At 54.8% G+C, this 25,060-nt stretch carries 22 protein-coding genes and 3 pseudogenes; 8 read left to right on the top strand and 17 right to left on the bottom strand.

What is annotated here, in order from left to right:
* Positions 1-637: 637 nt before the first annotated feature.
* The 6 genes from HG549_RS13125 to HG549_RS13100 form a co-directional block, all read right to left on the bottom strand.
* Entirely contained in the window at positions 638-898 is a 261-nt protein-coding gene (locus tag HG549_RS13125; RefSeq protein ID WP_170029880.1) for a hypothetical protein, read from the bottom strand.
* Positions 898-1,095 (bottom strand): hypothetical protein, encoded by a 198-nt coding sequence (locus tag HG549_RS13120; RefSeq protein WP_170029879.1) that lies wholly within the window; start codon positions 1,093-1,095, stop codon positions 898-900. The genes HG549_RS13125 and HG549_RS13120 overlap by 1 nt, the downstream gene beginning before the upstream one ends.
* A 623-nt stretch (positions 1,096-1,718) precedes the next feature.
* Positions 1,719-3,404: a hypothetical protein gene (locus HG549_RS13115; protein WP_170029878.1), complete on the bottom strand. Its 1,686-nt coding sequence runs from the start codon at positions 3,402-3,404 to the stop codon at positions 1,719-1,721.
* Positions 3,401-4,297: a hypothetical protein gene (locus HG549_RS13110; protein ID WP_170029877.1), complete on the bottom strand. Its 897-nt coding sequence runs from the start codon at positions 4,295-4,297 to the stop codon at positions 3,401-3,403. Before HG549_RS13110 ends, HG549_RS13115 begins: the two co-directional genes overlap by 4 nt.
* A gap of 141 nt (positions 4,298-4,438) precedes the next feature.
* On the bottom strand, positions 4,439-5,407 hold the full coding sequence (locus tag HG549_RS13105; RefSeq protein WP_170029876.1) for a hypothetical protein: 969 nt from the start codon (positions 5,405-5,407) through the stop codon (positions 4,439-4,441).
* The gene (locus tag HG549_RS13100) at positions 5,398-6,102 is read right to left on the bottom strand and encodes a hypothetical protein (protein WP_170029875.1); all 705 of its coding nucleotides are present in this window, start codon (positions 6,100-6,102) and stop codon (positions 5,398-5,400) included. The genes HG549_RS13105 and HG549_RS13100 overlap by 10 nt, the downstream gene beginning before the upstream one ends.
* Before the next feature lie 637 nt (positions 6,103-6,739).
* Between HG549_RS13100 and HG549_RS13095 the strand changes: the two genes are divergently transcribed.
* Positions 6,740-6,934 (top strand): hypothetical protein, encoded by a 195-nt coding sequence (locus tag HG549_RS13095; RefSeq protein ID WP_170029874.1) that lies wholly within the window; start codon positions 6,740-6,742, stop codon positions 6,932-6,934.
* 748 nt (positions 6,935-7,682) lie between these two features.
* Here the strand turns inward: HG549_RS13095 and HG549_RS13090 are convergent.
* The 3 genes and pseudogenes from HG549_RS13090 to HG549_RS26000 all read right to left on the bottom strand — a co-directional run bounded on the left by HG549_RS13090 (position 7,683) and on the right by HG549_RS26000 (position 9,628).
* Positions 7,683-8,051, bottom strand: coding sequence for a histone-like nucleoid-structuring protein, MvaT/MvaU family (locus tag HG549_RS13090; RefSeq protein ID WP_170029873.1), 369 nt, complete (start codon positions 8,049-8,051; stop codon positions 7,683-7,685).
* A gap of 72 nt (positions 8,052-8,123) precedes the next feature.
* On the bottom strand, positions 8,124-9,302 hold the full coding sequence (locus HG549_RS13085) for a hypothetical protein (protein ID WP_170029872.1): 1,179 nt from the start codon (positions 9,300-9,302) through the stop codon (positions 8,124-8,126).
* Positions 9,302-9,628, bottom strand: a pseudogene (locus HG549_RS26000) (hypothetical protein). The gene HG549_RS13085 and the pseudogene HG549_RS26000 overlap by 1 nt, the downstream one beginning before the upstream one ends.
* Positions 9,629-10,537: 909 nt before the next feature.
* On the opposite strand from HG549_RS26000, the gene HG549_RS13080 reads away from it, so the two are divergent.
* Positions 10,538-11,065: an SH3 domain-containing protein gene (locus HG549_RS13080; RefSeq protein WP_170029871.1), complete on the top strand. Its 528-nt coding sequence runs from the start codon at positions 10,538-10,540 to the stop codon at positions 11,063-11,065.
* Positions 11,066-11,071: 6 nt separating this feature from the next.
* On the opposite strand, the gene HG549_RS13075 is transcribed toward HG549_RS13080, so the two are convergent.
* Positions 11,072-11,281 carry a hypothetical protein gene (locus tag HG549_RS13075; protein ID WP_170029870.1) on the bottom strand — a complete coding sequence of 70 codons (210 nt, stop codon included), beginning with the start codon at positions 11,279-11,281 and terminating at the stop codon, positions 11,072-11,074.
* A 161-nt stretch (positions 11,282-11,442) separates the two neighbouring features.
* A complete protein-coding gene (locus HG549_RS13070) occupies positions 11,443-11,652 on the bottom strand; it encodes a hypothetical protein (protein ID WP_170029869.1) in 210 nt (69 codons plus the stop codon).
* Between the two features lie 254 nt (positions 11,653-11,906).
* On the opposite strand from HG549_RS13070, the gene HG549_RS13065 reads away from it, so the two are divergent.
* The 3 genes and pseudogenes from HG549_RS13065 to HG549_RS13055 all read left to right on the top strand — a co-directional run.
* On the top strand, positions 11,907-12,296 hold the full coding sequence (locus HG549_RS13065; protein WP_170029868.1) for an NUDIX domain-containing protein: 390 nt from the start codon (positions 11,907-11,909) through the stop codon (positions 12,294-12,296).
* A 93-nt stretch (positions 12,297-12,389) separates the two neighbouring features.
* Entirely contained in the window at positions 12,390-13,082 is a 693-nt protein-coding gene (locus tag HG549_RS13060) for a DUF421 domain-containing protein (RefSeq protein ID WP_170029867.1), read from the top strand.
* 419 nt (positions 13,083-13,501) lie between these two features.
* Positions 13,502-14,119: pseudogene (locus HG549_RS13055) on the top strand (OBAP family protein); the annotation flags it as partial.
* Positions 14,120-14,344: 225 nt separating this feature from the next.
* Here the strand turns inward: HG549_RS13055 and HG549_RS13050 are convergent.
* Positions 14,345-15,481 (bottom strand): annotated as a pseudogene (locus HG549_RS13050) (DNA polymerase ligase N-terminal domain-containing protein); the annotation flags it as partial.
* A gap of 177 nt (positions 15,482-15,658) precedes the next feature.
* Positions 15,659-16,561, bottom strand: coding sequence for a LysR family transcriptional regulator (locus HG549_RS13045; protein ID WP_170029866.1), 903 nt, complete (start codon positions 16,559-16,561; stop codon positions 15,659-15,661).
* Positions 16,562-16,689: 128 nt separating this feature from the next.
* Here HG549_RS13045 and HG549_RS13040 point away from each other — a divergent pair, with 128 nt between their 5' ends.
* The gene (locus HG549_RS13040) at positions 16,690-17,760 is read left to right on the top strand and encodes an AbrB family transcriptional regulator (RefSeq protein ID WP_170029865.1); all 1,071 of its coding nucleotides are present in this window, start codon (positions 16,690-16,692) and stop codon (positions 17,758-17,760) included.
* An 11-nt stretch (positions 17,761-17,771) separates the two neighbouring features.
* Here the strand turns inward: HG549_RS13040 and HG549_RS13035 are convergent, their stop codons facing one another.
* From HG549_RS13035 to HG549_RS13020, 4 genes are all read right to left on the bottom strand, one after another.
* Positions 17,772-18,566 carry an IclR family transcriptional regulator gene (locus HG549_RS13035; RefSeq protein WP_256666127.1) on the bottom strand — a complete coding sequence of 265 codons (795 nt, stop codon included), beginning with the start codon at positions 18,564-18,566 and terminating at the stop codon, positions 17,772-17,774.
* A 93-nt stretch (positions 18,567-18,659) separates the two neighbouring features.
* Positions 18,660-20,045: an MFS transporter gene (locus HG549_RS13030; protein WP_256666126.1), complete on the bottom strand. Its 1,386-nt coding sequence runs from the start codon at positions 20,043-20,045 to the stop codon at positions 18,660-18,662.
* Between the two features lie 112 nt (positions 20,046-20,157).
* Complete coding sequence (locus tag HG549_RS13025; RefSeq protein ID WP_170029864.1) at positions 20,158-21,360, bottom strand: CaiB/BaiF CoA-transferase family protein; 1,203 nt, start codon at positions 21,358-21,360, stop codon at positions 20,158-20,160.
* Complete coding sequence (locus HG549_RS13020; RefSeq protein ID WP_170029863.1) at positions 21,357-22,298, bottom strand: hydroxymethylglutaryl-CoA lyase; 942 nt, start codon at positions 22,296-22,298, stop codon at positions 21,357-21,359. The genes HG549_RS13025 and HG549_RS13020 overlap by 4 nt, the downstream gene beginning before the upstream one ends.
* A gap of 392 nt (positions 22,299-22,690) precedes the next feature.
* Here HG549_RS13020 and HG549_RS13015 point away from each other — a divergent pair, with 392 nt between their 5' ends.
* The gene (locus HG549_RS13015; protein ID WP_170029862.1) at positions 22,691-23,623 is read left to right on the top strand and encodes an SMP-30/gluconolactonase/LRE family protein; all 933 of its coding nucleotides are present in this window, start codon (positions 22,691-22,693) and stop codon (positions 23,621-23,623) included.
* 106 nt (positions 23,624-23,729) lie between these two features.
* Positions 23,730-25,016: a CitMHS family transporter gene (locus HG549_RS13010; RefSeq protein WP_170029861.1), complete on the top strand. Its 1,287-nt coding sequence runs from the start codon at positions 23,730-23,732 to the stop codon at positions 25,014-25,016.
* Positions 25,017-25,060 lie beyond the last annotated feature (44 nt).

Below are 25,060 nucleotides of genomic sequence, written 5' to 3'. Positions count from 1 at the left end.
CCTCTAGCTCGGCAGTTACAAGGTCAATTTATTCATTTGGTTGCATGATTCAGAAATTAAGTGGCCTGAATGTGAGGCGCTTGGTTCTTCCCACATGATTCAGGCATGTCGAGTGGTTTGAGGTGATACTCAAGCAGGTCTTGGTGTACTTGTCAAAATAGAGATAAATGTCAGGCAGTTTAAAGAGGCGGATAGACCAAGTGCCCCCTGCGACATCCGGGCTGTCATTCAGTCCAAATGCCGCAACGGAGCGCCGGCGATAGTATTGCAGTGAAAGCTGAAGTACAATCCGCTTTGGTGTTGTGCTGGCAAAAAGAAATTCTTCACATTCTATAGTAGTTTGTTTCATTGGTGGCTCTCTAAGTCGTTGAGGAAGAAAATCAAAGCCCAAGTTCGAACTCGAGGGATGTTGCCGTCAGCGCCTCATCCATAAGTCCGCGGGAAGTGACCAAAGCCAGCAATTCAAATGTAAAACTCGACCAACTTACGCCTTGAGTAAAGTCGGGTATAGGCAAGGTGGCCTCGCGCTGGGCCAACAACGTCTTGTGCAAAATTCCGCCTAAAATCCTAAAGGGTATGTGCTTTCCTCCACAGTTCATCGTATCGCGCTGCCCCACCATGCTACGACCGGCTCATTCTAGCAACGTATGTCAGTGCGTAAGGCCATGGAACTAAAAAGCTCCAAAAGCTCGACATTTTCAAGTTTGTCATCAGCCAATCGCCAAATACGGTCGATCTGCTCAAGCGAACCCCCTCTCTGATAAGCAGTATTGAGCACGGCACTGCTGAGGTTCACAGTATCCATAAGCGATATAACGGCCGGTCGTAGTGCTACGGTTTCACATTCATCTATGACTAGACCTTTAACCTGTAATGAAGAAGCGATAGCCTTCAACATCAAAGAACTCCTCTTCTCGGCTTGGCAGAATGACCCCAATTAACTTTATTCGACTGTTGTATCGCTTTTGCCACACTCCAGCGCTCGAGGGCTGTAGTTAACGGCACCCACGAAGTGGTCGGATCGTTTGCATGCTCGTAACAATCTACCTGGCCGGTGAACCACTCTAGAAACTCTTTCCGCGTCATCATTTTCATGATCTATCTCCTGTATTTTTTCGAGCGTAGTCATCCCCATTGATTTTGCTCGCAGCAAGCGACGAGCGGTCGGCTCGCTTTACATATATATTGTTAAAAACCTTAAATTGCTTGCTCGTATTATTTTAAATGCTGGGCTGGAGGGCTAGGATACGTGCGAATAATTAATTCATTTACTGCGGATACGCCGTAATGAATTGACCCAGCATCGCATTTCTTGGGTGGTGAATCGGCAATAGATATGGCATAGGGCTACGAGTACTGCTGTTGTGTCGAGCTACTCGACGGCTTCAGCGCCTCGAGTCGGGGCTGCAGCGCTACTGGAGTCGAGCTTCCTGGCGAGAATCACGCAGGGAGACCATCAAGTCTTCGGCAATTTATCAGCCTCGCTCTCGGTGGCCAGCCCGCCCCCATTCGAACAGCTCCTTGAAAACGGTTGCGGGGCGAGATTTTCACAACGCTGACACGTCCGTGGATAAAGGTGCTTCTAAGGTCAACCAAAGGGAGGAGTTGGCCCTGCGCACCCCCTTATCTTAGAAGCGCGCAGAGGCAACATTTGTACTCCTATGACGTCCCTGCCCTCTCGCAAGCCGCTGGATCCTCGCAAGGGTTTACGGCTCGGTTCAGGCAGTAGCCTGGCTCGCAGCGCATTTCTGCAGGTACCAGGTTGGCAATGGATGACGATGGATTCTGGCGGAGATAGCGATGAGCACATCCCACGGGGTGTTGTGCCACTCAAACTCATTGGGCGCCGCGCTGTGTGGCGGCAGGTGCAGTGACGCGCTGACCTCCTCCTCCGGCGTTTTGCGAAACTCTGAAATGGCCCGGGAAACGCCAACAGTATTAAGTGCCGTTCTTGAGCCTGTGAGTGTTTGCAATCCAATGCTTGGGTACCAGCGCTCCATGGTCACCCCCTTCAGTTGGGGAACAATTCGGGTCGACAGCTTGTGAAGGCTTTCCTTGTCGTCCAGCATTGCTGCAACGGTACCCAGAAGCGGTATCCAAGTTGTGGTTTTGAAGAAGCGACCGTGATGTCCTTCCTTGCCATTGTGAAGCGCCATAGCGTCTTCCAGATCATCAGTGTCGACAGGCATAAAGTGCCTCTCCCGGAGCGCCGCACTGAAGCGATCGACGCATTCGCCCGAGACCGCTCTGATGTTGGCTGTATCGCCTTTAGCGAACAAAGCAGCCATTGCTAGTGACATGTCGATCGCCTGACCATCGTAGACCGGCGTCCGACAGCCTTGATGTACGCTCATGAAGCTGATCAGTTGCGCATGAAGCAGGGCGCGCTCTGACTCGCCGGCATCGATCGCCTGGGCTAGGAGTAAGGCCGTGCCCAGGCGCCCCAGCTCCTCGCACGCCAAATCCATGTACAGCACGTGATCTGGGCGGTATCGAAGAACCCTGCGAAGGTTGAGGAGCGAGGGGAATATGCGATCGTAATACCGATTTAGCGCGCTCAGGTGAAGCCTCGCAAGAGTCTCAAAGCGCTTGAGGAATTGTTTGTCCTGCTGGACGCCGAGCGTTATCGCCTCGCTCCACAGCCGTAGTAGAAGATATTCGCCGGCGAGCACACCAGGCTTCTGGTTATTTTCGGACTGGCCCCACACCAGAAGCACAGCCCAACCCATTGCCGCTGCGGCAGCACGTTTGAGAAAGCGCTTTTTTCTGGTGTTCACGGAACCGTCAGCGGCCCCTTCAGGTGCTGCTAAACAGTCCTCCACAAACCTGATGAAGCGACTGAAGGACGCTTGCGTATCTTCCAGGCCCGCCAGGGCAGCTCTGAGATCCGATTTGCCCTTCTCTAGGAGTAAGGCATCATCAAACAAATGCTGCTCTATGAGCGGACTTAGTCGATCCATGCCCCAAAAATCGAGCGAGCACAGCGGGTTGATCTCCGAAACCTCTTTGGTGAGCGCGGCATAATCTGACTGTGCGTCTTGCTTAAGCTCACCATTTGAAACCACGACAATCGTTTTCTTGCACCTGCGCAGGTTCGCCGGCAATCGATTCTGAATGTATTCCGAGGCAGCCTGGCGAACGCTGGGCTGGATAGCCTGCTGCCCACTGTAAAAGTCATTCCGGCTTACGTTGCCAAATTTGATCACGTACAGGAATGCTTCCACTGTTCCGTCAGCGTCGGTAAGTGTAGACAGAACGTCTACGCCGCCTTGATTGACGCCCACCTGTGGGCGGCTTTCCACCGAGTGCCCCATGGCCAGCAGTAGATCGGGCAGAAGCGCGTCCAGTTCTTCTCGTTCGCGTAGGCCTGATAGGTAATGAGAAAGGACTAGCTGGATGCTCATTCGTCAGATCCGTTCCAGAGTGAGTTCATCATCAGCACGTAGCGCAGTGGGTCGGCGATCCAGGTTTGCGGCAACTCAAGACTCATCTCATGAGTGAACATGGGGACTGTCATGTCAGTAGCCTCGCCATTCGCCACGCACTCCATGGCGATGCTGGATGCGTATTTGAAGTGCTGAGCAGTGACCGTACCGAACAACGAATGCTCATGCGCATGGTCTGTCACCGTGCGGCTTTCGTTGCGGCGTAAATATCGGAAGCTGCGCTCCATCGCAGGGGGCATCTCAAGCTCGGTTAGATAAGGAAGGTCTTCCAGTGCGGTACCGGCAGCGACAAGTCGCTTCAACGCGTCCTGCGCGATCTGTGAATGAGCGAACGGTGAGTTTTCCGACTTAAGAAGGCGCATGCATGTGCCTGGATACTCCGTAGTCAGGAGACCGACAATCTTTGCGATTGTGCTTGTGAGCCGCGAGCTAGTGGGTAGATCTTCATTCAGACTGAGAATCCAGCCGAGCGACACAGGCACCGGCACATTCATTACGCACATGCGGCTGGCTGCACTTAAGGCGTATAGCTCCAGCCCCTTAGGCAACTGAAATCTCAGCAATTCTGGGTGCTGCAGGTAGCGGACGCTGACATGATGAAGCAATGGCTTGCTGATCTCAACGCGCCCTAGCTCCCCGATCCATCTACAAGCTGCCAGAGGAAAGAGCCTTGTTTCGGCGATGCGATGGAAGCAGTCGTCGGCCTCTTCATTTAGGGTGTCGAGGTCAATCCCGCTCTCCTCTGCCTCGCTCCAGAGGGCAAAGAACTGGTCTAGCAATTCCTCGCCGTTAGCCTGAAGGTCTTCGGTGTACAGACGCAGATAAAGGTCGTGAAACCTCATCATATCCATGTGCCTTCATCTCCTGTTGTAAGACCACAAATAGGCCCTGCAGGTTGCCCGGAATTGATCGGTACGCTGATCCAGGACGACTCCCCCACCATCGCCTTCGACTCGATGGCGCTGCAAACCATGCGCTGAGGCTGATACGACTCAGGCCGCCAGGAACATGATCTCTCTCGAGGTGGATGCCTTCTGCAGTAGGCCCGGGTGCTTGGTTTCCAGGGTAATGACCTCGGCCTGGTAGGCCAGCGCGGGCATCATCTGCTTCCCGTGCTGCAAGAAGTCTGTCACATCGGCGAATTGCTTTTGGGAGATCGCGGACGCGGCGGCGTGGTCGCTGGTCAAACCTTCAATGCGGTTAATATTCAAAGTCCGGATATCCGCCTCAAGCTGGGCTAGCGACTCATGAGCGTATTTCACCGCGCCTGATTTTGCCTGAACGTGTGAAAACGCAAGGCCAAGGTTGACTAGGCGATCTTGCAGCAACTTGATGTCACTCAGGCGCTGAACGGTGCTTGCGGGTATAGCGGCGTGCCGCTCAAGAATGAGCTTCGTGAATTGATACTCCTTGTGGAAAGCAGGGATGAGCGCTTTGAGCTGCTGAACGTCTCCCTCTTCACAGAACTGCCGGGCGGATAACAGCAAGGATCGAAACTGCGCTTCATCCGTTAGCTGGCCACGCTCGTGAGTCTCGCTGACTAATTTCCATGTTTCAGCAATAGTCTGGGATTGAGCCTGGATCTGCGCGCTGATCTTATTCAGCTTTTGACATACGATCACAAATCCAGCTGTGGTGACCGCGAGGTTCAGGCCGGTCATCACCAGATTGGCTGTCTGCAAACCTTGCAGCACGCTCATGCTCTGCTGCAGGTGATCCATCCCGCTCTGGAGCGAACCCAACCCATTCGAGAGGGTGTCCTGGAGCTGTTGGAGTTGCGCTTGGGTTTGTTGGCTATCTCCTGGGAAGAGAAGATGCCCAACGATCTGCCCGCCTCTCTCAGTCCCTTTGGCATGGCGAACCACACCGCCAAACAACTCATATTCTCCGCTTTTGAGCTTGGCTAGGATATCCGGAAGGTTTGGAAGGGAGCGCAGCAGCTCTTCATTTATCACAGACATGCGCGTAGCTTCTCCGAATAGGTTGCGAAATCTGATTCATATCGGGCCCGGCGAATTTTGGCCACCTGAAGCACTGCGGGAGTGGTGATGCGAAATGCAGGTGACGTGGCTTGGTAGATCGCAGCCCCAGCAGCGCCAAGCGCCAATGGAGGGGCTGCCAGCGAAAGCAGGCGCCCACCCACGGCCCCAGCCACGCCCGCAGCTCCACCGGTAGCCGCAATGCCGCCAATAGCGCCCGCGGCGGAAATCAGGCCTTTCACGATCTGAGCGATGTACGCCGAAAGCTTTGCGATATCCCGGTAGTCCACCGCCGCCACGTCCCCGATATATTTCTTAACTGCCAGGCCGATAATCATTTCTTCAACGGCATAGATGTCATGAGATGAGCCGGGTTTTCCATCCAGCTTTTTCGCCACATCCGTCGCAAGCTCCATGTATGCCACTCCACTCGACCGGAAGAACGTGGCGATGCTGTTGCTGCCAAACGAACGGATTTCGGCCTCAAGCACATCAGGAATAGATTGCAGCTTACCCTGCGCCTTGTGACTGAGAATGGCGGCCTTGACCTTGCTGTCAAGAGCTACCCTGCCCTTACCGTTATCGGTAATGAGGTCAGCCAATACGTCCAAATCAGCGCTTGATGCATGCGACAACAGGTCTTCGAGTGACCGGTTTCGCGGAACAACCAGATCCATGTTTCCCCCGTAGATTTGCTAGTGCCCGACCCACCTGCAGTAATTGCTTTAGGCCATCATGAGATATCCGAATTGTAGCGAGTCGTTCCTACGGTGTCTCTTCGCGGACATCAAAGCTAGAGATGCTGCGCGAGGTCATTCAGAATGCCGATGACCTCAAGGCCGGCTGCGTGCGGTTCGACCTGCCCTCCCTTGAAGAGCGGGGACAGTTAGTAATCGTCCACAATGCTCACCTGTTCACTCATCCGCTAGCGCAGACGATACCCATCATGGAAGTCCCGCTGCGTGATCCCCGCGATCTTCTATTCGGTGTTTTCCTTAGGGGCGCATGCAGGCAACCAGACACTTGCGGTGCCTGCTACCACACAAGACATGGCGGAAACCTCGGCCGGCAGCACAGGCCTTGTTGTCACCCGTGGCGTTGTTCTGCACACAATGACCTATTACCGGTGACGCTGAGCAAGGCGTAGTCTGTCGGGCGATGCCGATGTGCGACAGAATGTCTCTGACACTATAGTTGCTTAGCTTGCTAAAATATCTGTCGTGTAACACAGCGGCGCAACACGGCATGACGAAGAGATTCCCTAGCGCCAATCCGTATGCTCGCCCTTCAATCGATCTCCTTGCGCCCCTTCCCATGACCGACATCCTGAAAAAGACTGCTGATCTGCTCTACAGCATTCGCTATGTCGTACCTGCCTTCGCACTTACGATTTACGTGATTGCCGGCCTCGCGTATTTCTTCGCCTTCAAGTACTGGCCCAGCCTTCCAGAGAACACCCAATCAGCGATCCTGGAAAACCTGTCTTGGGCGATGAACGCCACGTTTTAATCCATTACATCGATGGTGAGCGGAGACGTAAAGTGGCTATCAGTAACTCCTGAAGAGCTATACGCCCGAACCTTCAGTGCCCTCGCTCTCTCAAAGGCACTCCCAGTGGTTTGGCGGCCTCACCTTTATCACAGTCGTCGTTGCCAGCAACCTCCCAATCATCCTCTATCAGGCCACTGATCTAGGGCGCATGCGCGGCGTCGCAGGCATGGTCGTCATGCGGTTAAGCGCCCTCATCTATTCATCATTGTCGAACCCTGACGGCGTGGCCAATGCCCCACCCTTTCGAAACTTGAGGGGGCACGAGCTAGCCCTACACTCGAAAAGTTCGAACAGATCAGTCAGCGCCTAGACTTGAGCCCATTGTCGCTGCTAACTCTGACCCTCAGTGTAGATTCAGGCATGTCTGTAAGTGACTTGATCAAGACGCTCAGAACGGAGATGGAAGAGCTCGAGCGGGACGGTGAAATCATAGGCTTGGAGTATGAAATGCGCGGGATAATTACACCTGCAACATCATCCGCCGCACGCAGGCTTCCGACGGGTGCTCAAGCAACTCAGTCAGAATTTCAATTTCTAAAATGAAAAACGGTCGACGTTAATTCAGCTCGACGTAGATTAAAAAAGATTTCCAGATTCGCTGACGAAGCGCACTTCAGCGAGTGCATCGAGTAAACTCACGGGGCAAGAAACCGTAAACTCGCTCAGAAGCCCCTGCTCGCAGGGGCTTTCGATGGCCAACCTTGTCTTACTTAGCTACCCAGCCTTCAACCTCATCGGCACCGTACTGGGCTTTCCACTCCTTCAGCAGCTTGTGATTGCCGCCCTTAGTCTCGATGATTTCCCCGTTGTGTGGGTTTTTGTACTGCTTCACCTGACGAGCACGACGCGGCGCCTTTTCCACAACCGCAGGAGCGGCGGCGCGGCGACCCGACTGCGGATCGAGCAGGTTGATAATGTCACGGAGGCTGAAGCCGTACTTATTCAGCAGATCACGCAGTTTTGTCTCAAACTCGATTTCTTTCTGAAGCTCACTGCTGCCCTTCATAGCTTCCAGCTCAGCCAACTGGGCAGCCAATTTTTGTTCAAGCTGTCTAAACTCTGCAAGACGCGACATGTGCATACTCCGTAATGTGTAGATGATCTTAAGATAATCCTAACGCAGTTTAAGTTCAAAACCAAATGAAAATCAGGGCCACCAGTCCTCGACTTGCTTACTGCTGCTCCAGTAGCCGTATTCTGAGTTCGGCAAGTCCACGGACAGGTCAATAACTTTCGGGATATCTACTTTTAATGGATCAAGGAGCTCGACTTGTTGTGTAGCCCAGCTAACCCACATTGCCAACGCCATTTGAGTTGCCTCGGCCGGAGGCGAACCTTGAACCGTCGCCTGGATGAACGCTCGCAGTCGCTGAGCGCGCTCCCAGCTTTCTAGATTTTTCATCAAATTCTGGCGCAGCTTGTCCAAGCGACGCTGCTGGTCAATTCCCTCTTTGCGCACTCGCTCCTCCTCTGCCCGTCGGCGGCAACTAGCTTCATCGGATGATCGCTGGGCTTTCACAGATAGGGCGATACGAGCAAAACCTGTGAGGATCTGACCGAGCTTCGACTCAAGCCTTCCTGTCTTGCTGTCAGTCCAAGTTTTTTGAATGAGAACCTCGGATCGTGCATCGACGATGAGGGAAAATACGCCCGTGGGCTCCCACCCAAAGCGAGCCGCTCTCATCGCGGTAACGTCAGGCCTCCATTGCTGCCCAGGCTTGAAAGGTTTCGGAGGGGGCGGTGGAATATCGAAGCGTCTTATCCGTTCCTGGATCGTGATCAGTAGCTCCTCCCCGTCGACTTGCACGAAGCTGCCGTTACTACCAATACCCCAGGTGTACCCCGACGACTCACTAGCTTTGATCAAGCTGTCGTAGAGAAGCGCGCAGCGATCCACCTCATTCCGGGAGATGTGCGAGTTCAATACCTTTGTTTTGTCGAACACCAGTGCATTGTTGAGCTCTTTGGCCTTCCTCGCTGCACTTAGCCATTTTTTTACCAACGGATGGGGGTCAGATAACTCCGTTGGCACGACCAAGATTTTAGGGTCTTTGATTACATTTTCTGGCCTCAGCCTCGCAGCCTTCTGGACATTCAGAACGTGAAACGTGACAGGCGTGGTAGAGGCTGGAGGCTTTGGACGACGCGGGCGCTTTGAGACCAGCTTGGCCCAGTGACCCCGGGTAGGCAGCGTAATACCCGCTTTGCGGCAGGCCTTCGACAAGCCCACATCCGAGACACCTATTTCCTTTGCGATGATGAGGACAGGTCGCTCCCACACCATTTCAAATAGCTGTTGAGGTGTGAAGGTCTTTTCGACGTACATTACTCACCCTTTGTGGCATCCGAAGCGTTGTACCAATCAGCGCATGGGGAAAGGTCTACCCGACAGCGATTGTAGTCCGGGCTGCCGTCGTCCCACCAAACGGGCCCTCGCTCGCCCAGACGCACTTTGGCAGCATTCACTCACGCACGCGCAGATTTGAGCATGCTCGAATCGTCAGCGCGCTTGGCCCTTTTGACATCTCGTCGAGCATCCATCAGGTCATGTACATGGCGTTGCCGCTCCTGCTCAGTCAGTAAAGGGTTCGTGCAGCGCCAGCGCTGACCTTTGACAACAAAATAGCGTCCGTCTGGTGTCGTTGGATGCATAGCGCAGATCTCGGGGGCGATACATGAAGGACACCTGAGACGAGTCAAAGGCTGCATTCCAGAAGAAGACGATCGCCACATTGCCCGAACCGTCCTCGTGGAGGCAGCGCAACCTGCCGGCTGAACGCACGAGATGGAGTAAGTCAGCCTTCACTAGCGCCACGGAGCACATTTGTACACCAACCGCTTCCGGTCACTGCATCCACGAACCACCCCTACCCTGCGTGTTTTCCGGGGCACCTTTGCCGCGGGTTATTATCGATGGCTGATCACTGATAGGCCCAGGCAGCGAATGACTGAATTTAGCCGGCACGACATACCACTAGGCGCGTTAACGGCCCGGGACGTTAGCCAGGTGTTGCGAGAGGTGGTGCTTGGGCGTCGGACAATGGTCAAGGTAGGCAGCCAGTTCATTGAGCGGCTTTACGCCAGCCATTTTCAGGTCGATATAGAGAGCTGGCTGATTACGATTTACAACGACGGAGATGAGCCGTACCACTGCGCGAGCAGTGAGTCCTGATGGGCAGCGCTGGGATTTCGATCCAGGTACTCGGGTAGATCCTGTTGCTCTTTTATCCACGTGGGAACATCAGACCCTGAAGCGGATGTTCAACGCGTTGTAGAGCGATGAAGGCGTGCCGTAGCAAGCCCGGCTGTCGGGATTCGAGCCATCGTTGCATGCCAAAAAATCACCTTTCGGGCCCCTCCTATCAACCTGGCGCGCTCCGCTTGTTGTCCCTCATTTAGTGATCGTTGGAAGGCGACTTGAGACCGCTAAGGCGGCTGCCGTTCGTACCCGCACCACTCGGCTAAGCTGAATAGTATCGGCGATGGAAGATGGAAAATTGCTCGCCGGGCCCCAGCCGGCCACTTCTAAAGGACTGATATTATTTCGAGGGTGCAAAGGATATGCGCAAGAAAGGTCAATCATGGTTTCTGCCGCTGTTAGTTCTCCTCATGACGATCTGGGCCATTGGCAAGAAGGATACGCCTAAAATTGAGCCACCAATCAGCCAGGTACCGGTTAGCACTTTGGCCGCAACCTCATCACCAGAACCACAACCTACACAAGCCTCTGCACCCGAGCATTTCGTCAACGCGGACAAGCTGAATCTGCGCGCTCAACCGGGAGGGAAAGTGATCTCCAGCCTCAAGCGCGGGGAAAAAGTTCAGGTCTATGAGCAGAGACAGGAATGGGCGCGCATCAGCCTCGACGGCCAGCCGCAACGGTGGATTTCCTACAAAAACCTCTGCAGCGGCTCGAACTGCTTTGTCACACCGCAGCCCAAAAGGGAGCGCCCTGATCCGCAGCCAGTACGAAACTCAACACATGAATATGGATCATCGTGCCCCTGCTCCTCTGGTCGGGTCTGCATAGGCCCACGAGGCGGCCGCTACTGCATCACATCTGGGGGGAACAAACGCTATGGCGTTTAACCATCTCTAATGATTGGGTTTGCCTGGGCCGCCAAGAGCGCGAAGCTGATAGTCAGTAACGGCCTGAAACTGATGTTCAGCCAGCAGCCGTAAACGCTCGAGCGCCGCCCCGGTGATGCCTTCGATTTGTGCCTGGTGATAACGTTTCATAGCCTCTACAGCATCCGAGTACATTGGATGATCAGGAGGCAGAACGCTGTTGGGATCCTTCGCCATCATGATAGTCCTCTGGGTCAATGGGATTAGCTGAACCATAGCCTCAAATAGGTTAGCTCCTGCTGTACTGTTCTCGGACGCCTATGTCGGCAGATTTGTTTTAGCGCGGCCTTGCAATCAGGATTGCTATGTTTAGCGGTCTGATGACGGCATATTTCGGATTAGTGCACTGGCTCGCCGAGAGCACCGGCTTTGTGCAGTTGGTAGTCGATCACGGTCTGGTAAAGGTGATCCGCCTGAACGCGAAGGCGCTCGAGATCAGCTTCGGGTCGGCCCTGTGCTATTGCCTCGTTGTAGGCTCTGATGGCCTCTAGCGCTTGCTTCAGAAGAGGCTCACCTGCTTCCGCCATTCCCAGCAGTGTTCGCTTCATTTGGTTGCCTCTGAGTCGTTAAACATTCGATGTCGCGTTCTATAGTATGGCTCTTAGCCCCCTCCGGGGATTGGCGGTGTGACGCAGCCGCATGACCAGGTTCCATCGACCTGGAAAATTGCTAATCCCAGGCATGGAAGGCCCTAAGGCAGTACAAATATTGGCACTGCCGAGGTCACCGGGGAAACCGTTCAACGCATCGTATGAACTTTGGCGTGCTCGCAAGGCCTTCCCTGCATAGCGGAGGAGCCTTGATGATCCAAGCACGAGAAATGCACGCCACTGTCATCTGCCTACAGGAGAGCAAGATTCTCCTTGTACGAAAAGAGGCACCTGAGTGGTCGTTACCAGGCGGGAAGATTGATCCAGGGGAAACCCAGCTCGGGGCTGCGAGCCGCGAATTGCAAGAAGAGACATGCCTGCAACTGACCGGCGCTCAGTTTCTGGGTCACCATATCCTTACCAACGAAGAGCACTTGCTCTATCGAATGACTGTGAGCCATACAGCGGCGCCCAGGCCTTCGCATGAGATCGTCGAGTGTCGCTGGTTCGAAGTTGATGATCTGACGCGCCTATCCCTCAAACCGACCAATCTAGAGCTACTCAGACGCGAAGGCTTCGTGGTCGAACGCGACCAGAATTGATTTTTTTTGATCTCAAGCTCTCCACAAAAAAGAGCAAGCGCAAGGGAAGCGGCCTGCCCGCCGCTCGATCAATACTAAAAAATGGAACAGAGAATGGTCACATTCGATCTGCAACGGATGTTGATAGGCGACTTTCCGATGACCTTCCTTCTGGAGGTTGCCTTACGGGTTTCTGCTGCCTTCCTGGCTGTGTTCTTCTTCTTGAAGTTCAGTGGTCGACGCGGAATCAGACAGCTGTCCCGATTCGAGCTCGTAGTGATCCTCACCTTGGGCTCAGCCGCAGGCGATGTGACTTTCTACGAAGATGTCCCCCTCCTCCCGGTTGCATTGGTTTTCCTCACGCTTTTGCTTCTCTATCGCGGAACCGTCTACATGATGAGGCGCAGCAGAACATGCGAGGCTTGGATCGATGGATTGCCCATCACGGTCGTAAAGGACGGCATGTACGAGATCCATTCGCTTCGGAATTTGAACATCTCGTCCAATGAGCTTTTCATGGAACTGCGCCAACAAGGTGTGGAGCATCTCGGCCAGGTTCGACTCGGCCTACTGGAAACCGATGGCGATCTCAGTCTTTATTTCTATGGGCCTGAAGACACCCGGCCAGGGATGTCGGTGCTGCCAGTCGAACATCGTCCAGAGTACTTGGCACCGCCACATGCTGGCCTACACTGTTGCGTCAACTGCGGATTCGCAACATTCCATGAATCACAGGACTCCGTCGTGTGTGAGCGCTGCGGACATAACATATGGTCACCTGCGTTGGATACCTTACGCAACCGCTAGACCACCTCCACTTAAATGCAGGCAGGTTGGACACCAAGGCGTGCCTCCAGCCTACCAATGCTTGTCAGCTTGGACAGAGTGAGCGTACATCAATGCTTCGTCCGCGAGCTCCAGCATATCGGCCAAGGTTCCTGAGTCCACGGCATGCATATCACGTAATGCATATGCTTGGTGCAGAAGCTCCCTGTGATGTTTCTTGGGTGCGAGGAAAGGTTGACCGAAATTGAGCAAGGATTGCCGAGCATCCCACAAAGCCTGGTTTCGGCTTACACAGCTTGGGTTCACGTAAGCGGTAGGCACAAGCCCTCCCCCGATACTATTCACGTCCTTTTCACATGCGGTGTGGGAACGTTAGTTATCCCTACGTGTGATAGAAGCTCCCTCGCCCGTCTAGCAGCGGGCTTTCTTTTGCCCGCAATTCTTCCTACCTGGATGGCTTTCATTTCTACAACGGGCATCCGGACGTGCAGATGGAAGCGCACCACTACTGCTCCATCCTGAATGAGGATGTCATTCAGTGCGTAATGATCGATGGAAACACGAAGGGCGCAAAGATTATGGGGGTCGAGTACATCATTGACGAGAAGCTCTTTGCCGGATTGCCACCCAAGGAGAAGGCAATGTGGCACAGCCATGGTTACGAGGTCTCCTCTGGGCAGCTGATCGCTCTAGGCATTCCTTCACCTGCTGAGCATGCTCTGATGGAGCGCCTGGCGCATACCTATGGGAAGACATGGCACACCTGGCACACCGATCAGGACAAAGCGCTGCCAGTGGGTGTGCCGCAATTGATGATGGGCTTTACCGCAGACGGGCAGGCTGACCCGGCGATGGTCGAACAGCGAAATCGGCGCTTGGGTGTGGAAGCTGCAAAAACCAAAGCTGAGCGGGCTGACATTCGGATTCCTGATGCTGATCCCCAGGCGGATGGCTGGCAGCACGGTGATGTCATTCAAATTGCAGATCCAACCGGCGCGCATCTCCACCGCCCCGCTACATCGACTCCAGCGAATACCAACAGCCGTTCCAGCCAATAGCCGGCTGCAACAGCTGTATTGGATAGGGTCTTGGGCGTGTCCCCTTCGGGGAGCGGCTGTCGTGTACCGCACCCTGGCGATGCCAGGGTCACGGCCCTACCGGGCTTCCATCCTCACGCCTTCGCCCCTCCGTGGGCTGCGCGCTCCGCTTGCTAGTTGCCGTCACCCAAACGTCCGGCCTAGTGTCCTTGTCTCAAAGTGAACGTTCAGCACACCGCGCGACTCCATAATCTCACCATCGAGCCAGGCGCTTTCCAAACCGAGCTGCTTGATGGCTGCGGCCTGCTTCGGCAGCTTGTCAGTCCAGTCATGTCCATTTCGAGTGAACAGGCGCACTTCGTCACCCTCGACTCGGCAGAGCATGCGATAACCATCGAACTTGATTTCGAAACGCCACTCACTGCCCTGCGGACTCGACTCGACGAGCGTGGCCAACTGCGGTGCTAGCTTATCTGGGAGGTCTGCCGGTACTGCATGAGCCGTTCGGAGCGGCTCGGCTTTATCTGGTGACTCACTCGGAGCTGAGGATTTAGGCTTGCCTCGTTTCTTGGGAATGACGGTTCGGTCGCTGAGCACGCTGTTCGGCTGCTCCGACACGACATCGTAATCAGCGAGCGGTTTGGCCGACTCATCCTGGTGTTTGATGAGAAACCACTGCTCCTGCTTGCCTTCGATATTGGTTCGAACCAGATTCCACAGGCCTGACAGCTTCTCGCCCTGCAGTTCGAACTTGAGTCGGCCTTTGCGGTAGGCCTCGTCCGGATCACCTTGAGGGATCCAGATACCGCGATCCCAGACGATCACCTCGCCGGCACCGTAATGCCCTTTGGGAATCGTTCCTTCAAAGGTGGCGTAGTCGAGCGGATGGTCTTCGACACGCACCGACAGCCGCTTCACCTTTGGATCGAAGCAGGGGCCTTTCGGTATGGCCCAGCTCTTGAGCGTGCCATTGAGCTCAAGTCGAAAATCGTAGTGGAGCCTGGTGGCGTCGTGCTTTTGCACGCAAAACTGCAAAGCCTGGGGCTCGGTGCGCTTGCTTCGCTTCGCGGCCTTGGCCGCCCCTGAAGGCTCAGGAGTAGCGGCGAAGTCCCGCATCTGGTTGTACTTTTCAAGGCCTGGAGCTGTTTCCTGTACCTCTACGACTTGGCTCGCTTGGCCGGTAAGCTGTTGTACCAACGCTTCAAGCGAAATTCCACGCTGCTTTGCTTCAGCGTCCAAAATCTGCGAAACCATAGTGTCTCTAAGTGCCGGCAAGGATTCACCGGCCTCCAAGGCATACTCCTCCGTAAGCGCTTGTACCTGCTCTACCGATTCCGGATGGTCAACGCTAAAGGCAAGGAAAGCCAGGGTGGTGTCATCCATGGAACAGTCCTCAGGGTAGCGATGCACAGCCCGTCAGTGGCCTATGTGTAGGAGCGATCACAAGGTCGAATCTAGTAATTGGTTTCATATTTGATTCGCCAACCACTGCGAGGGTTCAACCAGTGACGAAACTACGCCTGCGACCGGACGGATTTGCGTGAGCTCAACCAAACACGTTTACGCATCCTGCAGAAAGCTGCTGCCTTTCTCTTGCAGCAGTTCAATCAATGCGGCAGCGGCAGGGGGTAGATATCCTTCTGCCCTAACCGATATCGCAACTGTACGGCTCATGGTTGTTTCGCTCAGTGGAACCTCCCTGAGTCGGGACATTCCTTGACCAAACTCGAGAGTCTCCCGAGCAAGAAAACTCAGGAGTCGGGTACGAGCGATCAGTCGGGGCAACAGTGAAATCGAATTAGTTTCGATTTGGACACTTGGCGGTGGAAGCTGCCGTGATATGAAAGCGTTGTCTATCCAGCGTCTAGCAGTAACGGTTGGCCCCGGCAGCACCCACTGGTAACTACACAGCTCCTGCTGATCAAACGGCGTCGAAAAAATTGGATGGTCAGCGCTGGCGACGACCACAGCTTCATCCTGGAGCACTGGGTAGATCTTGAATTCCGGATCGTTAGTGACAAGGGGACAGATGATTGCATCCAGACGTCCAGCCCTGAGGGACTCCCTTAAGACATCATCTTGGCCAATGGATAGCTTGAGGGTCAGCTTCGGCGCCCTATCCAACAGCTCTTCCGCCAGCTGTGGCAGCAAATACTCGGCCATGCTCGCCGCACATCCCAGTCGGATGTTGCCTACCAGGCCATTGGCATAATCCCGGACTTCTCGTTCGGTTTCAGCAATGTTGATTCGCAGCTGCTTCCCCCTAGCAAGCAAAAGCTCACCCACATCGGTCAGCTTGATCCTTCTGCCGTCTCGCTGAAAAAGCCGGGCGCCCAGGGACTCCTCCAAGCGTTGAATGCTTTTACTCAACGCCGGCTGTGAACGGTTGAGCTTCTCAGCAGCTCGTCCGAGATGCCCCGTTTCGGCAATGGTCTCGAAATACGCAAGGTCACGAAAGTCCATGATTCATGAATTTCAGTTATAGGTTTATCGAAAGTAGAAAATAGACTTGATCAGTTCAGGCGTCGATAATTTTTGCTCCCACCTGCGGAAGGTCGCTACGTGGAGCCATTGCCTGGAGATACATCTCGTTGCAAGCCTCAGAATTCGCCATTGCCCTGCGCCCCCAGATCCTCAAGTGGATCGCACTAACAGGCATCGCCGGCGCGGTGGGGCAAGGACTTCACGCGTTAGCAGTGCCAGCCGGATTGTTTTTAGGGCCTATGCTCGTCGCCATCACGTTTGGAGTGTGCGGGGCCCAGATGCGCCTGCATCGGCACATTTTCCGCTTCGGCCAAGGCTGCGTTGGTCTATTGGTAGCTCATTCCGTGACCTGGTCAGTTCTGATCTCGTTGGCCCACTCATGGCACATCATGCTTTTAGCCACGCTGGTGACAGTAGTCTTAAGCGCAGTGGTAGGGCTCGGAACAGTTCGGTACGGTGGCATTCCAGGTAGCACTGCGGCATGGGGAACAGCTCCAGGCGCAGCTTCTGCAATGGTTTCCATGGCCGAAGAATACGGTGCCGATTCACGAGTCGTGGCGACCATGCAGTACGTCAGGGTCGTCTGTGTCGTAATGATTGGCTCGCTGGTGAGTCATCTGCTCGGGGCGGCAGCTATTCCTGGGGAAATAGCGCCATCGGATGGCCCGCTATATGGCACTGACCTCTCCAACGTTTCGCTAAGCCTGGCCGTAATTCTGGTTGGCGTTTCGGCAGGTACGAAAATGCCTGCGGGGGCCCTGCTGATGCCGCTCCTGATCGGAGGCGTATTGCAACTGATGGGAGTGCTAGACATCACGATGCCAGCTTGGCTGCTCGCAATCGCCTATGGCGCCATTGGCTGCTACATCGGGCTTCGCTTCGACCGCGTTACCGTGCGGTACGTCTTTAAGCACCTGCCAGCGATGATTTTGGGTGCAGTCATACTGATTATGCTCTGCGCGTGCTGTGCCTGGCTTTTGGCCTATGCGACAGGCACTGATTTCCTTTCGATGTACTTGGCGACTAGCCCAGGTGGGCTGGATGCCATGGCCATTATCGCGGTAGAGACACATGCCGATGTCGGCATGGTGCTAGCGATGCAGACGCTTCGGCTCTTCGGTGTGATTCTGACCGGGGCTTTCTTCGCCAGGCAGATAATCCGCCTGACGCAGAATTGACCCTATCCAACTTACTTGCTCTCGTTTAATTCCAGTGCAATAAGCAGCTCGCGATTATTGCCACCAAGCAAACTGGTGGCTTGAGCCGCTCGCCTTAGCAAAAGCAGTCGGGCCGCTTGCAACTGATCCTTGTTGAAGCGCTCGGATGGGCCTGACAGCGTTAGAGCGCCTTTAAACTCATTGGCAACACCGAATACAGGAGCCGAGATCGACGATGTATCTGGGTCGCGCTCCCCAAATGACGTAGCCCAGAACCGCTCTCGCACCTCAGCCAAAGCGCGATCAGCTGGCGGGCCAAATGCCCGGAGGACTTTTCCGGAAGCCCCAGCATGTAGCGGGAATCGATCACCCTCATGAATGCTGAAGCGCACTGCGCGTTTGGGTTCAACCCGGAACAACACGACTCGGGTATCGTTTTCAATCACATAGAAAGAAGAGGTTTCCCCGCTTTCTTCAGTTAGGGCTTCCAACACTGGGTAGATCGTATCACGCAGTCGGAACGAGGCTTGGTAAATCTGAGCCAAACGCAGAGGCTCGTGACCTACGCCGTACTGCCCATCCGCGAAACGCCTGATGAAACCCGCTCGCTCCAACGAGCTCATTAAGCGAAGGATGGTGCTCTTGTACAAGCCTGTACGACGAGCAATTTCGGCCAATGGAAGACTGGTGCGATCAGGTTCGAATGCACTCAGGATGGCAAAAGCCCTATCGACTGCAGCCACCCCTCCGTCCGCATTACTCTTCGTATCGTTGACTACCACGGTGTCATTTTTTGGCGACATCAGACTTCTGCTCGGCGTCATCATGAATAAGCGGCCCCTTTGAAGGGGCCGTAGAGATGGGTATTACCTTACCTGTCAGTCAGGCTAGCAGCTAGTCCATTCGCCAGAACGCCGTTCTTAGGCGTCGCGCATGAACAATTTAAGAGACAGAGCCATAAGTGCGGCGAAGAAGAGGATGCACCCCATAACCATCAGACCTGCCGTGAACGACTGGGTGTAGTCCTTGAGGAAGCCCATCAGGTATGGCCCAACAAACCCACCGAATGCTCCGATGGAGTTAATAAGGGCAATGCCGCCCGCTGCCGCCTGGCCGCTGAGGAATTTAGCTGGCAAGGTGTAGAAAATGGTCTTCGCCGAGATGGTGCCCACCAACGCCAGTGTGATGCCGGCCAACGCTGGAATCAGTGCATTCATGTTCACCGCAAGGATCAATGCTAGGCCAGCAAGCACAAGTGCAGCGATCAAGTTGAGAATCCCTCGGCCAGTGCGGTCAACGTGCTTGGCCCAGAAAAGCAAACCGATGGTCGAGAAGAAGTAAGGCACCGCCGCGACCCACCCGATCAGGCTTATCTCGACACCCTGCGCCTTGAGCATTTGAGGCAGCCAGATTCCAATACCATAGGTGCCGATGGTGAAGCTGAAGGTGATGGAGCTCAGAATCCATACGCGAGGATCCTTGAGGGCTTGAGCAAAACCATGGCTTTTGTCTGACTTGGCTTTCTCTTTGTCCAGCATTCCAGTCAGAGCATCCTTTTCCTCCCGAGAGAGCCACTTCGCTTCACTAGGACGATTTGCAAGCACCTTCAAGGTGATCAAGCCGAGCACACACGCAGGCAGGCCCTCAATGATGAACATCCACTGCCAACCTGCAAGTCCCAGGGTGCCATGCATTTGCAGCAACCAGATCGACAACGGCCCACCTACAAGGAAGGAAATTGGTGTCGCAACGGTAAACCATGCCAGTACCCGGGTTCGATACTGCGCAGGGAACCAGAGCGTCAGGAAAAAAATCACGCCCGGGAAGAACCCAGCTTCAGCCACACCTAGCAGGAAGCGAACGATGTAGAAGCTGTAAGGGCCAACAACGAATGCTGTTGCAGCTGCTGCCAGGCCCCAAGTGATCATGATCCGCGCCATCCAGAGGCGCGCACCATAGCGATACATGGCCAGGTTGCTTGGTACTTCGCACAGGCAGTAGCCGACAAACATGATGCCAGCACCAAGGCCAAACTGGGCAGCCGTGAGTCCTAGTTGATCAGTCATCTGCAACGCGGCGTAGCCTACGCTGGTGCGATCCAGATAATTGAAGAAGTAGGCCAGAGCAAGCAATGGAATCAGGCGCCACGCGGCCTTTTTCATCGCTTGCTGTTGCAATGGGGTAATGACATCAAACTGTGGCATGGACAATGAAGTATCCGGGGTCGTGACGTTAGCCATGACTGTATCCTCGGTTTTGTTGTTATGAATACCGTGGCTGGATGGGCCAACGGTGAATGCAGGCATCCGATACGTCCCGCATCAGTGGTTCTGCTGATTTCGCTCGAAAGTCGTTTCGAGCTCGACGCTTGAAAAACCGCCGAGAGCGAGCCCCCAGAGGGACTCGCCACAGTTTTGATCAGGCGGATTTGACCGTGCCACTGGCCTCTAGCTGGGTTATCTCGTCGTTACCGTAGCCCAGCTCAGCCAACAGCTCTTTCGAGTGACTACCAAGTTCGGGGACATTCAGTCGTGCACCAAAACGCTGGCCGTCCATCTCGAATGGCAGCATTGGCACCTTGACCTGCTCACCACCGGGAAGAGTCAATTCGGCCATGCCACCAGATTGATTGAGATGCTCGTCTTCAAACATGTCTTCAGGGCGCTGGATAGGAGAGAACGGCAGACCGGCTTTCTCACAGAGATCCATCACCGTCTGCTTATTCATTCCAGACAAGCGCTCCCGCACCAACGGAATGATTCGGTCACGAGCCTGAACACGCTGGTTGTTTCGGCTCAGTTCAGCGTCCCCACCAAGCTCCGGGAAGTCGAACGCCTGGCAGAACGATACCCACTGAGAGTCACTGACGACGCCCATGAAAACCTGCTCACCTTCCTCAGCGGTCTCAAAGACGTCGTAGATCGCCCATGCCGAGATTCGACTTGGCATAGGCGCCGCCGCTTTGCCGGTCACAACCTTCTGCATCATGTGCTGCGCGACCAGGAAGGCCGAGTTTTCAAACAAACCGGTCTGCACGAATTGGCCACGCCCAGTCTCTTTACGCTGCAGCAGAGCAGCCAAAATCGACACTGTGCTGAACATGCCGCCCATCACGTCATTGACGGAGGCCCCGGCGCGCAGAGGTCGGCCAACAGGCCCCGTCATGTAAGCCAGGCCGGTCATCATCTGGACAACTTCATCCAACGCCGTGCGCTTTTCATAGGGGCCTGGTAGAAAGCCCTTCATCGAGCTGTAAATGATGTCGGGCTTGATTGCCTTTACTTGCTCGTAGCCCAGGCCCAGCTTCTTCATTGCGCCTGGCCGGAAGTTCTCAGTCACAACATCAGCCGTAGCAAGCAATTTTTTCACTGCTGCCATGCCGCTTTCAGACTTGATGTCTACTGCAAAGCTCTTTTTGTTGCGGTTGTAGGTCATCCAGTAACCAGCACCAGAGCCCATGAGGCGGCGAGTGTTATCCCCTTCCGGCACAGGCTCCACTTTGATGACTTCAGCACCAAGGTCAGCGAGAAGAAGACCAGAGGTCGGGCCCATCACCATATGGACGAACTCGACTACGCGGATGCCTTCCAGGGGCAGAGACTGCTCTTCTTGCCGGCTCATACGGCCTCCTTCGCATAGATGAAATTCTTGCCAACCCCGGCATCAGGGATGAAGCCGTAAACAGGCTCTCCCGGGAGCCCACGGCGAAGCACTTCACGCGCTGCAACAAGGCGATCAATGTCTACGCCAGTTCTCAGGCCCATAGATTCGAGGAGATACACCAAGTCTTCGGTGACGATGTTGCCCGAGGCACCCGGCGCGTATGGACAGCCTCCCAAACCGCCTTGGGAACCATCGAACGTCTTCACTCCTGCTTCCAGTGCAGCGACGACGTTGGCTAGACCCTGGCCGCGAGTGTTGTGGAAGTGGGCACTGCCTGCGAGTGCGCCGAGCTCTTGGAACAGGCGAGTGAACAGTCGACGCACTTGAACGGGGTTGGCGTAGCCGACCGTGTCTGAAAGGCCGACCTCGTCTACCCCCAACTCCGCCATTTTCAAGGCAATCGCCATGGTCTCGTCGTCAGTTACAACACCTTGGAGTGTGCATCCGAAGGCTGTCGAAACGCCGGCTTCGATCAGGACACTCGGGAAGCGCTCATTACGCAAGGCAACCACCGCCTGAACCTCATCGAAGACTTGAGCGTGTGTCTTGCGGATGTTTGAGATCGAGTGCTGCTCGCTTACGGAAATGGGCAATGTGATCTTGTGCACACCAGCGTTGAAAGCGGCTTCGGCCCCCTTGAGATTCGGCACCAGAGCAGTGACGAAAAGATCTGGCAGAGTCAGTGCGTGGGCTACTACCTGGGCAGTGTCTGCCATCTGCGGCAGCAGCTTTGGCGATACAAACGATCCGACCTCGATTTCTCTCAAGCCGGCGCTCGCCAGAGCCGAAATCCACTCCAGCTTCAACTCGGTGGGCATGGTGGCCTTGACGCTCTGCAAGCCATCTCTGGGCCCGACTTCGCTGACGAGGATGTCGATATCTGTCGCTTCTTTCACGGAGGTTCTCCTGTAACTGGGGAGAGCCTGCCCGAACATTCATGCAGTGCGGCTGCTAGGCGGAGCGCTGTTTTTTAATGATTGTTCTGTCAGGCAGAATTGCGTTCTGTTCTAGTATCTACCCGCAGTTTCGTACCTGTCAACGAGACTGTCGATGAACGGCCAGACATTTCGGCTACTGCCAATTGGGGTGGAGTGACGAGTATCTGAAGAGACTTGACAGGGCAGGAAATAGCTTGGAAAGTGTTCTATCAAGAGCAATGACGTTCTGTCAGATAGAACTAAAGCTCGAAACAACAAGATATCCCAGGCAACGTACACTGATGAGATTGGCCCAGACTCTGCCGTTTGAGCCTCAGCGTCGTATGTCTGTTTTCACATGGAGATTTGCCGTGAGCCTGTATGCCCCTCCCGAGGAACGCCCAACCGAAGTCTTCAGCAGACTGCCGAAAGAGTTTTGGCGTGATGGGGATTCCGACTGGGTCAGAGCCAACAAACCAGGCCAGCAAGTTGCCAGCTTCCTCGAAGGGCCCTCTTTCGACCAGGCCGGCAATCTCTATGTTACGGATATCCCATATGGCCGAATCTTTCGCATTTCCCCTCAGGGAGACTGGGATCTGGTTGTTGAATACGACGGCTGGCCTAACGGCTTGAAAATCCATCGTGACGGGCGAATTTTCATTGCCGACTACAAGAGTGGGATCCTCGTTCTCGACCCGATCAGCAAACGCATCGAGCCGTTCCTGACGCATCGCCGAAGTGAAGGCTTCAAGGGTGTAAATGATCTGTTCTTTGACCGACAGGGGCGCCTCTTCTTCACCGATCAAGGTCAGACAGGCATGCATGATCCAACGGGTCGAGTTTTCCGCTACGACCTGGAGCAACAACGCCTGGATTGTTTGCTGGATAACGGCCCTAGCCCTAATGGCCTGGTGATGGATCTTCAGGAGAAAGCGCTGCTGGTAGCGATGACTCGCGGAAACGCAGTATGGCGACTCCCGCTTCAACCCGATGGCACAACTTCCAAGGTTGGAGTCTTCACTGCCATGGCCGGGGGCGTGAGTGGCGCAGACGGTATGGCTCTGGATGAGTCAGGAAACCTGTATGTATGCGATGCAGGCAATGCATGCGTGTGGGCATTCGATTCCCACGCTGTGCCGCTCTATCGATTCAAGTCATGCACCGAAGGCCGCACGCTCACCAACCTCGCCTTTGGCGGTGAGGGCAATCGTGGCCTCTACATCACCGACTCGTCGACCGGCCACATCTTGAGAGCTGACCCCGGTCACTCTGGGAAGCAAATGTTCTCGCACGCCCCAGCCTAACGACTACTTGCTACAGCCCTGTGCAAATGGCGCACGGGTCTTGCTCGGCCCTAAAAAAGCCTGGCGATCCCTAAGACTCATACAAAACAGATAATAAGAGGGCAAAATGCTCACACTTTTGAGCTACACAATGATCGTCTGCTTCATGTATCTCGTCATGAGCAAACGACTGTCACCACTGGTTGCCCTCATCCTGGTGCCGGTTGCATTCGCCAGCCTGGGAGGTTTTGCAACCCAGCTTGGCCCCATGATGTTCGATGGCGTGAAGATGCTGGCCCCAACAGGGATCATGCTGACCTTCGCGATCCTCTACTTCTGCATGATGACCGATTCAGGCTTGTTCAATCCGCTGATCAAGCTGATCTTGAAATGCGTGAAAGGCGACCCGCTGAAGATCGTCATCGGCACTGCAGTGCTCGGAATCTGCGTAGGCCTGGATGGCGATGGCGCCACGACTTACATCATCACTACTGCAGCGCTTCTTCCATTATACCGACGCACAGGGATGAGCCTGCAGGTTCTGGCCACCGTTCTATTGCTGACCAACGGGGTAATGAACATCCTCCCTTGGGCAGGGCCCTTCTCGCGTGCGGCAAGCGCCATGCACGTAGACATTACCGAACTGTTCATCGAGATGCTGCCACTTATGATCGCTGGAGCGGGCTGGGTGATTTTCGCGGCCTTCTATCTCGGTGGCCGGGAACGCCGTCGCCTAGGTGTCGTGCAACTCGATCACGATGAGGTCATGAGCCACTTCACCGAGTTCAAACTGACCGATTGGCGCTTTCTCTTCAACGCTGTACTCACCATCACGCTGATCACCATGATGATGCTCAGCCTCATGCCCCTTCCGATCCTCTTCATGCTCGCCTTCGGCCTGGGCGTCTTGGTGAACTTCCCGAGTGTCAAAGACCAAAAGGAAGTCATCGGTAAATACGCCGACAACGTAATGGCGGTAACCCTACTGATCTTCGCCGCTGGCATCTTTGTCGGGATCATGTCCGGCACAGGAATGATCAAAGCAATCTCGGAAAGCCTGATCCATGTGATCCCTGAATCCGCTGGCCATTTCATGTCGGTCATCACGGCGTTCCTCAGCATGCCTTTCACCTACGTGCTGACCAACGACGCTTTCTACTTCGGGATCCTCCCCATCCTGGCCGAGACCGCAAGCCATTACGGCATTGGCGCTAAAGAAATGGCCATCGCCGGTTTGATCGGACAGCCAGTCCATCTGCTCAGCCCCCTGGTTGCCTCGACCTACCTGCTCTGTGGACTGCTCGACCTTGACTACGGCGACAACCAGCGAGCGTCCATCGGCTGGAGCATCGGTACGTGTCTGGTGATGTTCGTGGCAGCTATCGCGATTGGAACCATCGACGTATTCAACTGAGGGCCTCCCTCAACTGCGCAATGCATAGGTGGGCAAGTTCACCT

The organism is Pseudomonas sp. SK (assembly GCF_012975065.1).
GTDB classification, from domain to species: Bacteria; Pseudomonadota; Gammaproteobacteria; order Pseudomonadales; family Pseudomonadaceae; genus Aquipseudomonas; species Aquipseudomonas anuradhapurensis.
The sequence above is the reverse complement of the archived record's forward strand: the minus strand, read 5'-3'. Positions and strand labels throughout refer to the sequence as shown.

Bases quoted from the DNA above. Each gene is read 5' to 3' on its own strand.
- HG549_RS13045 (WP_170029866.1), bottom strand. From the start codon at position 16,561: ATGGACTTTCGTGACCTTGCGTATTTCGAGACCATTGCCGAAACGGGG.
- HG549_RS13095 (WP_170029874.1), top strand. From the start codon at position 6,740: ATGACCGACATCCTGAAAAAGACTGCTGATCTGCTCTACAGCATTCGC.
- HG549_RS13090 (WP_170029873.1), bottom strand. From the start codon at position 8,051: ATGTCGCGTCTTGCAGAGTTTAGACAGCTTGAACAAAAATTGGCTGCC.
- HG549_RS13110 (WP_170029877.1), bottom strand. From the start codon at position 4,297: ATGGATATGATGAGGTTTCACGACCTTTATCTGCGTCTGTACACCGAA.
- HG549_RS13085 (WP_170029872.1), bottom strand. From the start codon at position 9,302: ATGTACGTCGAAAAGACCTTCACACCTCAACAGCTATTTGAAATGGTG.
- HG549_RS13025 (WP_170029864.1), bottom strand. From the start codon at position 21,360: ATGAGCCGGCAAGAAGAGCAGTCTCTGCCCCTGGAAGGCATCCGCGTA.
- HG549_RS13060 (WP_170029867.1), top strand. From the start codon at position 12,390: ATGGTCACATTCGATCTGCAACGGATGTTGATAGGCGACTTTCCGATG.
- HG549_RS13080 (WP_170029871.1), top strand. From the start codon at position 10,538: ATGCGCAAGAAAGGTCAATCATGGTTTCTGCCGCTGTTAGTTCTCCTC.
- HG549_RS13105 (WP_170029876.1), bottom strand. From the start codon at position 5,407: ATGTCTGTGATAAATGAAGAGCTGCTGCGCTCCCTTCCAAACCTTCCG.
- HG549_RS13030 (WP_256666126.1), bottom strand. From the start codon at position 20,045: ATGCCTGCATTCACCGTTGGCCCATCCAGCCACGGTATTCATAACAAC.
- HG549_RS13035 (WP_256666127.1), bottom strand. From the start codon at position 18,566: ATGATGACGCCGAGCAGAAGTCTGATGTCGCCAAAAAATGACACCGTG.
- HG549_RS13070 (WP_170029869.1), bottom strand. From the start codon at position 11,652: ATGAAGCGAACACTGCTGGGAATGGCGGAAGCAGGTGAGCCTCTTCTG.
- HG549_RS13100 (WP_170029875.1), bottom strand. From the start codon at position 6,102: ATGGATCTGGTTGTTCCGCGAAACCGGTCACTCGAAGACCTGTTGTCG.
- HG549_RS13010 (WP_170029861.1), top strand. From the start codon at position 23,730: ATGCTCACACTTTTGAGCTACACAATGATCGTCTGCTTCATGTATCTC.
- HG549_RS13115 (WP_170029878.1), bottom strand. From the start codon at position 3,404: ATGAGCATCCAGCTAGTCCTTTCTCATTACCTATCAGGCCTACGCGAA.
- HG549_RS13065 (WP_170029868.1), top strand. From the start codon at position 11,907: ATGATCCAAGCACGAGAAATGCACGCCACTGTCATCTGCCTACAGGAG.
- HG549_RS13075 (WP_170029870.1), bottom strand. From the start codon at position 11,281: ATGGCGAAGGATCCCAACAGCGTTCTGCCTCCTGATCATCCAATGTAC.
- HG549_RS13120 (WP_170029879.1), bottom strand. From the start codon at position 1,095: ATGAAAATGATGACGCGGAAAGAGTTTCTAGAGTGGTTCACCGGCCAG.
- HG549_RS13125 (WP_170029880.1), bottom strand. From the start codon at position 898: ATGTTGAAGGCTATCGCTTCTTCATTACAGGTTAAAGGTCTAGTCATA.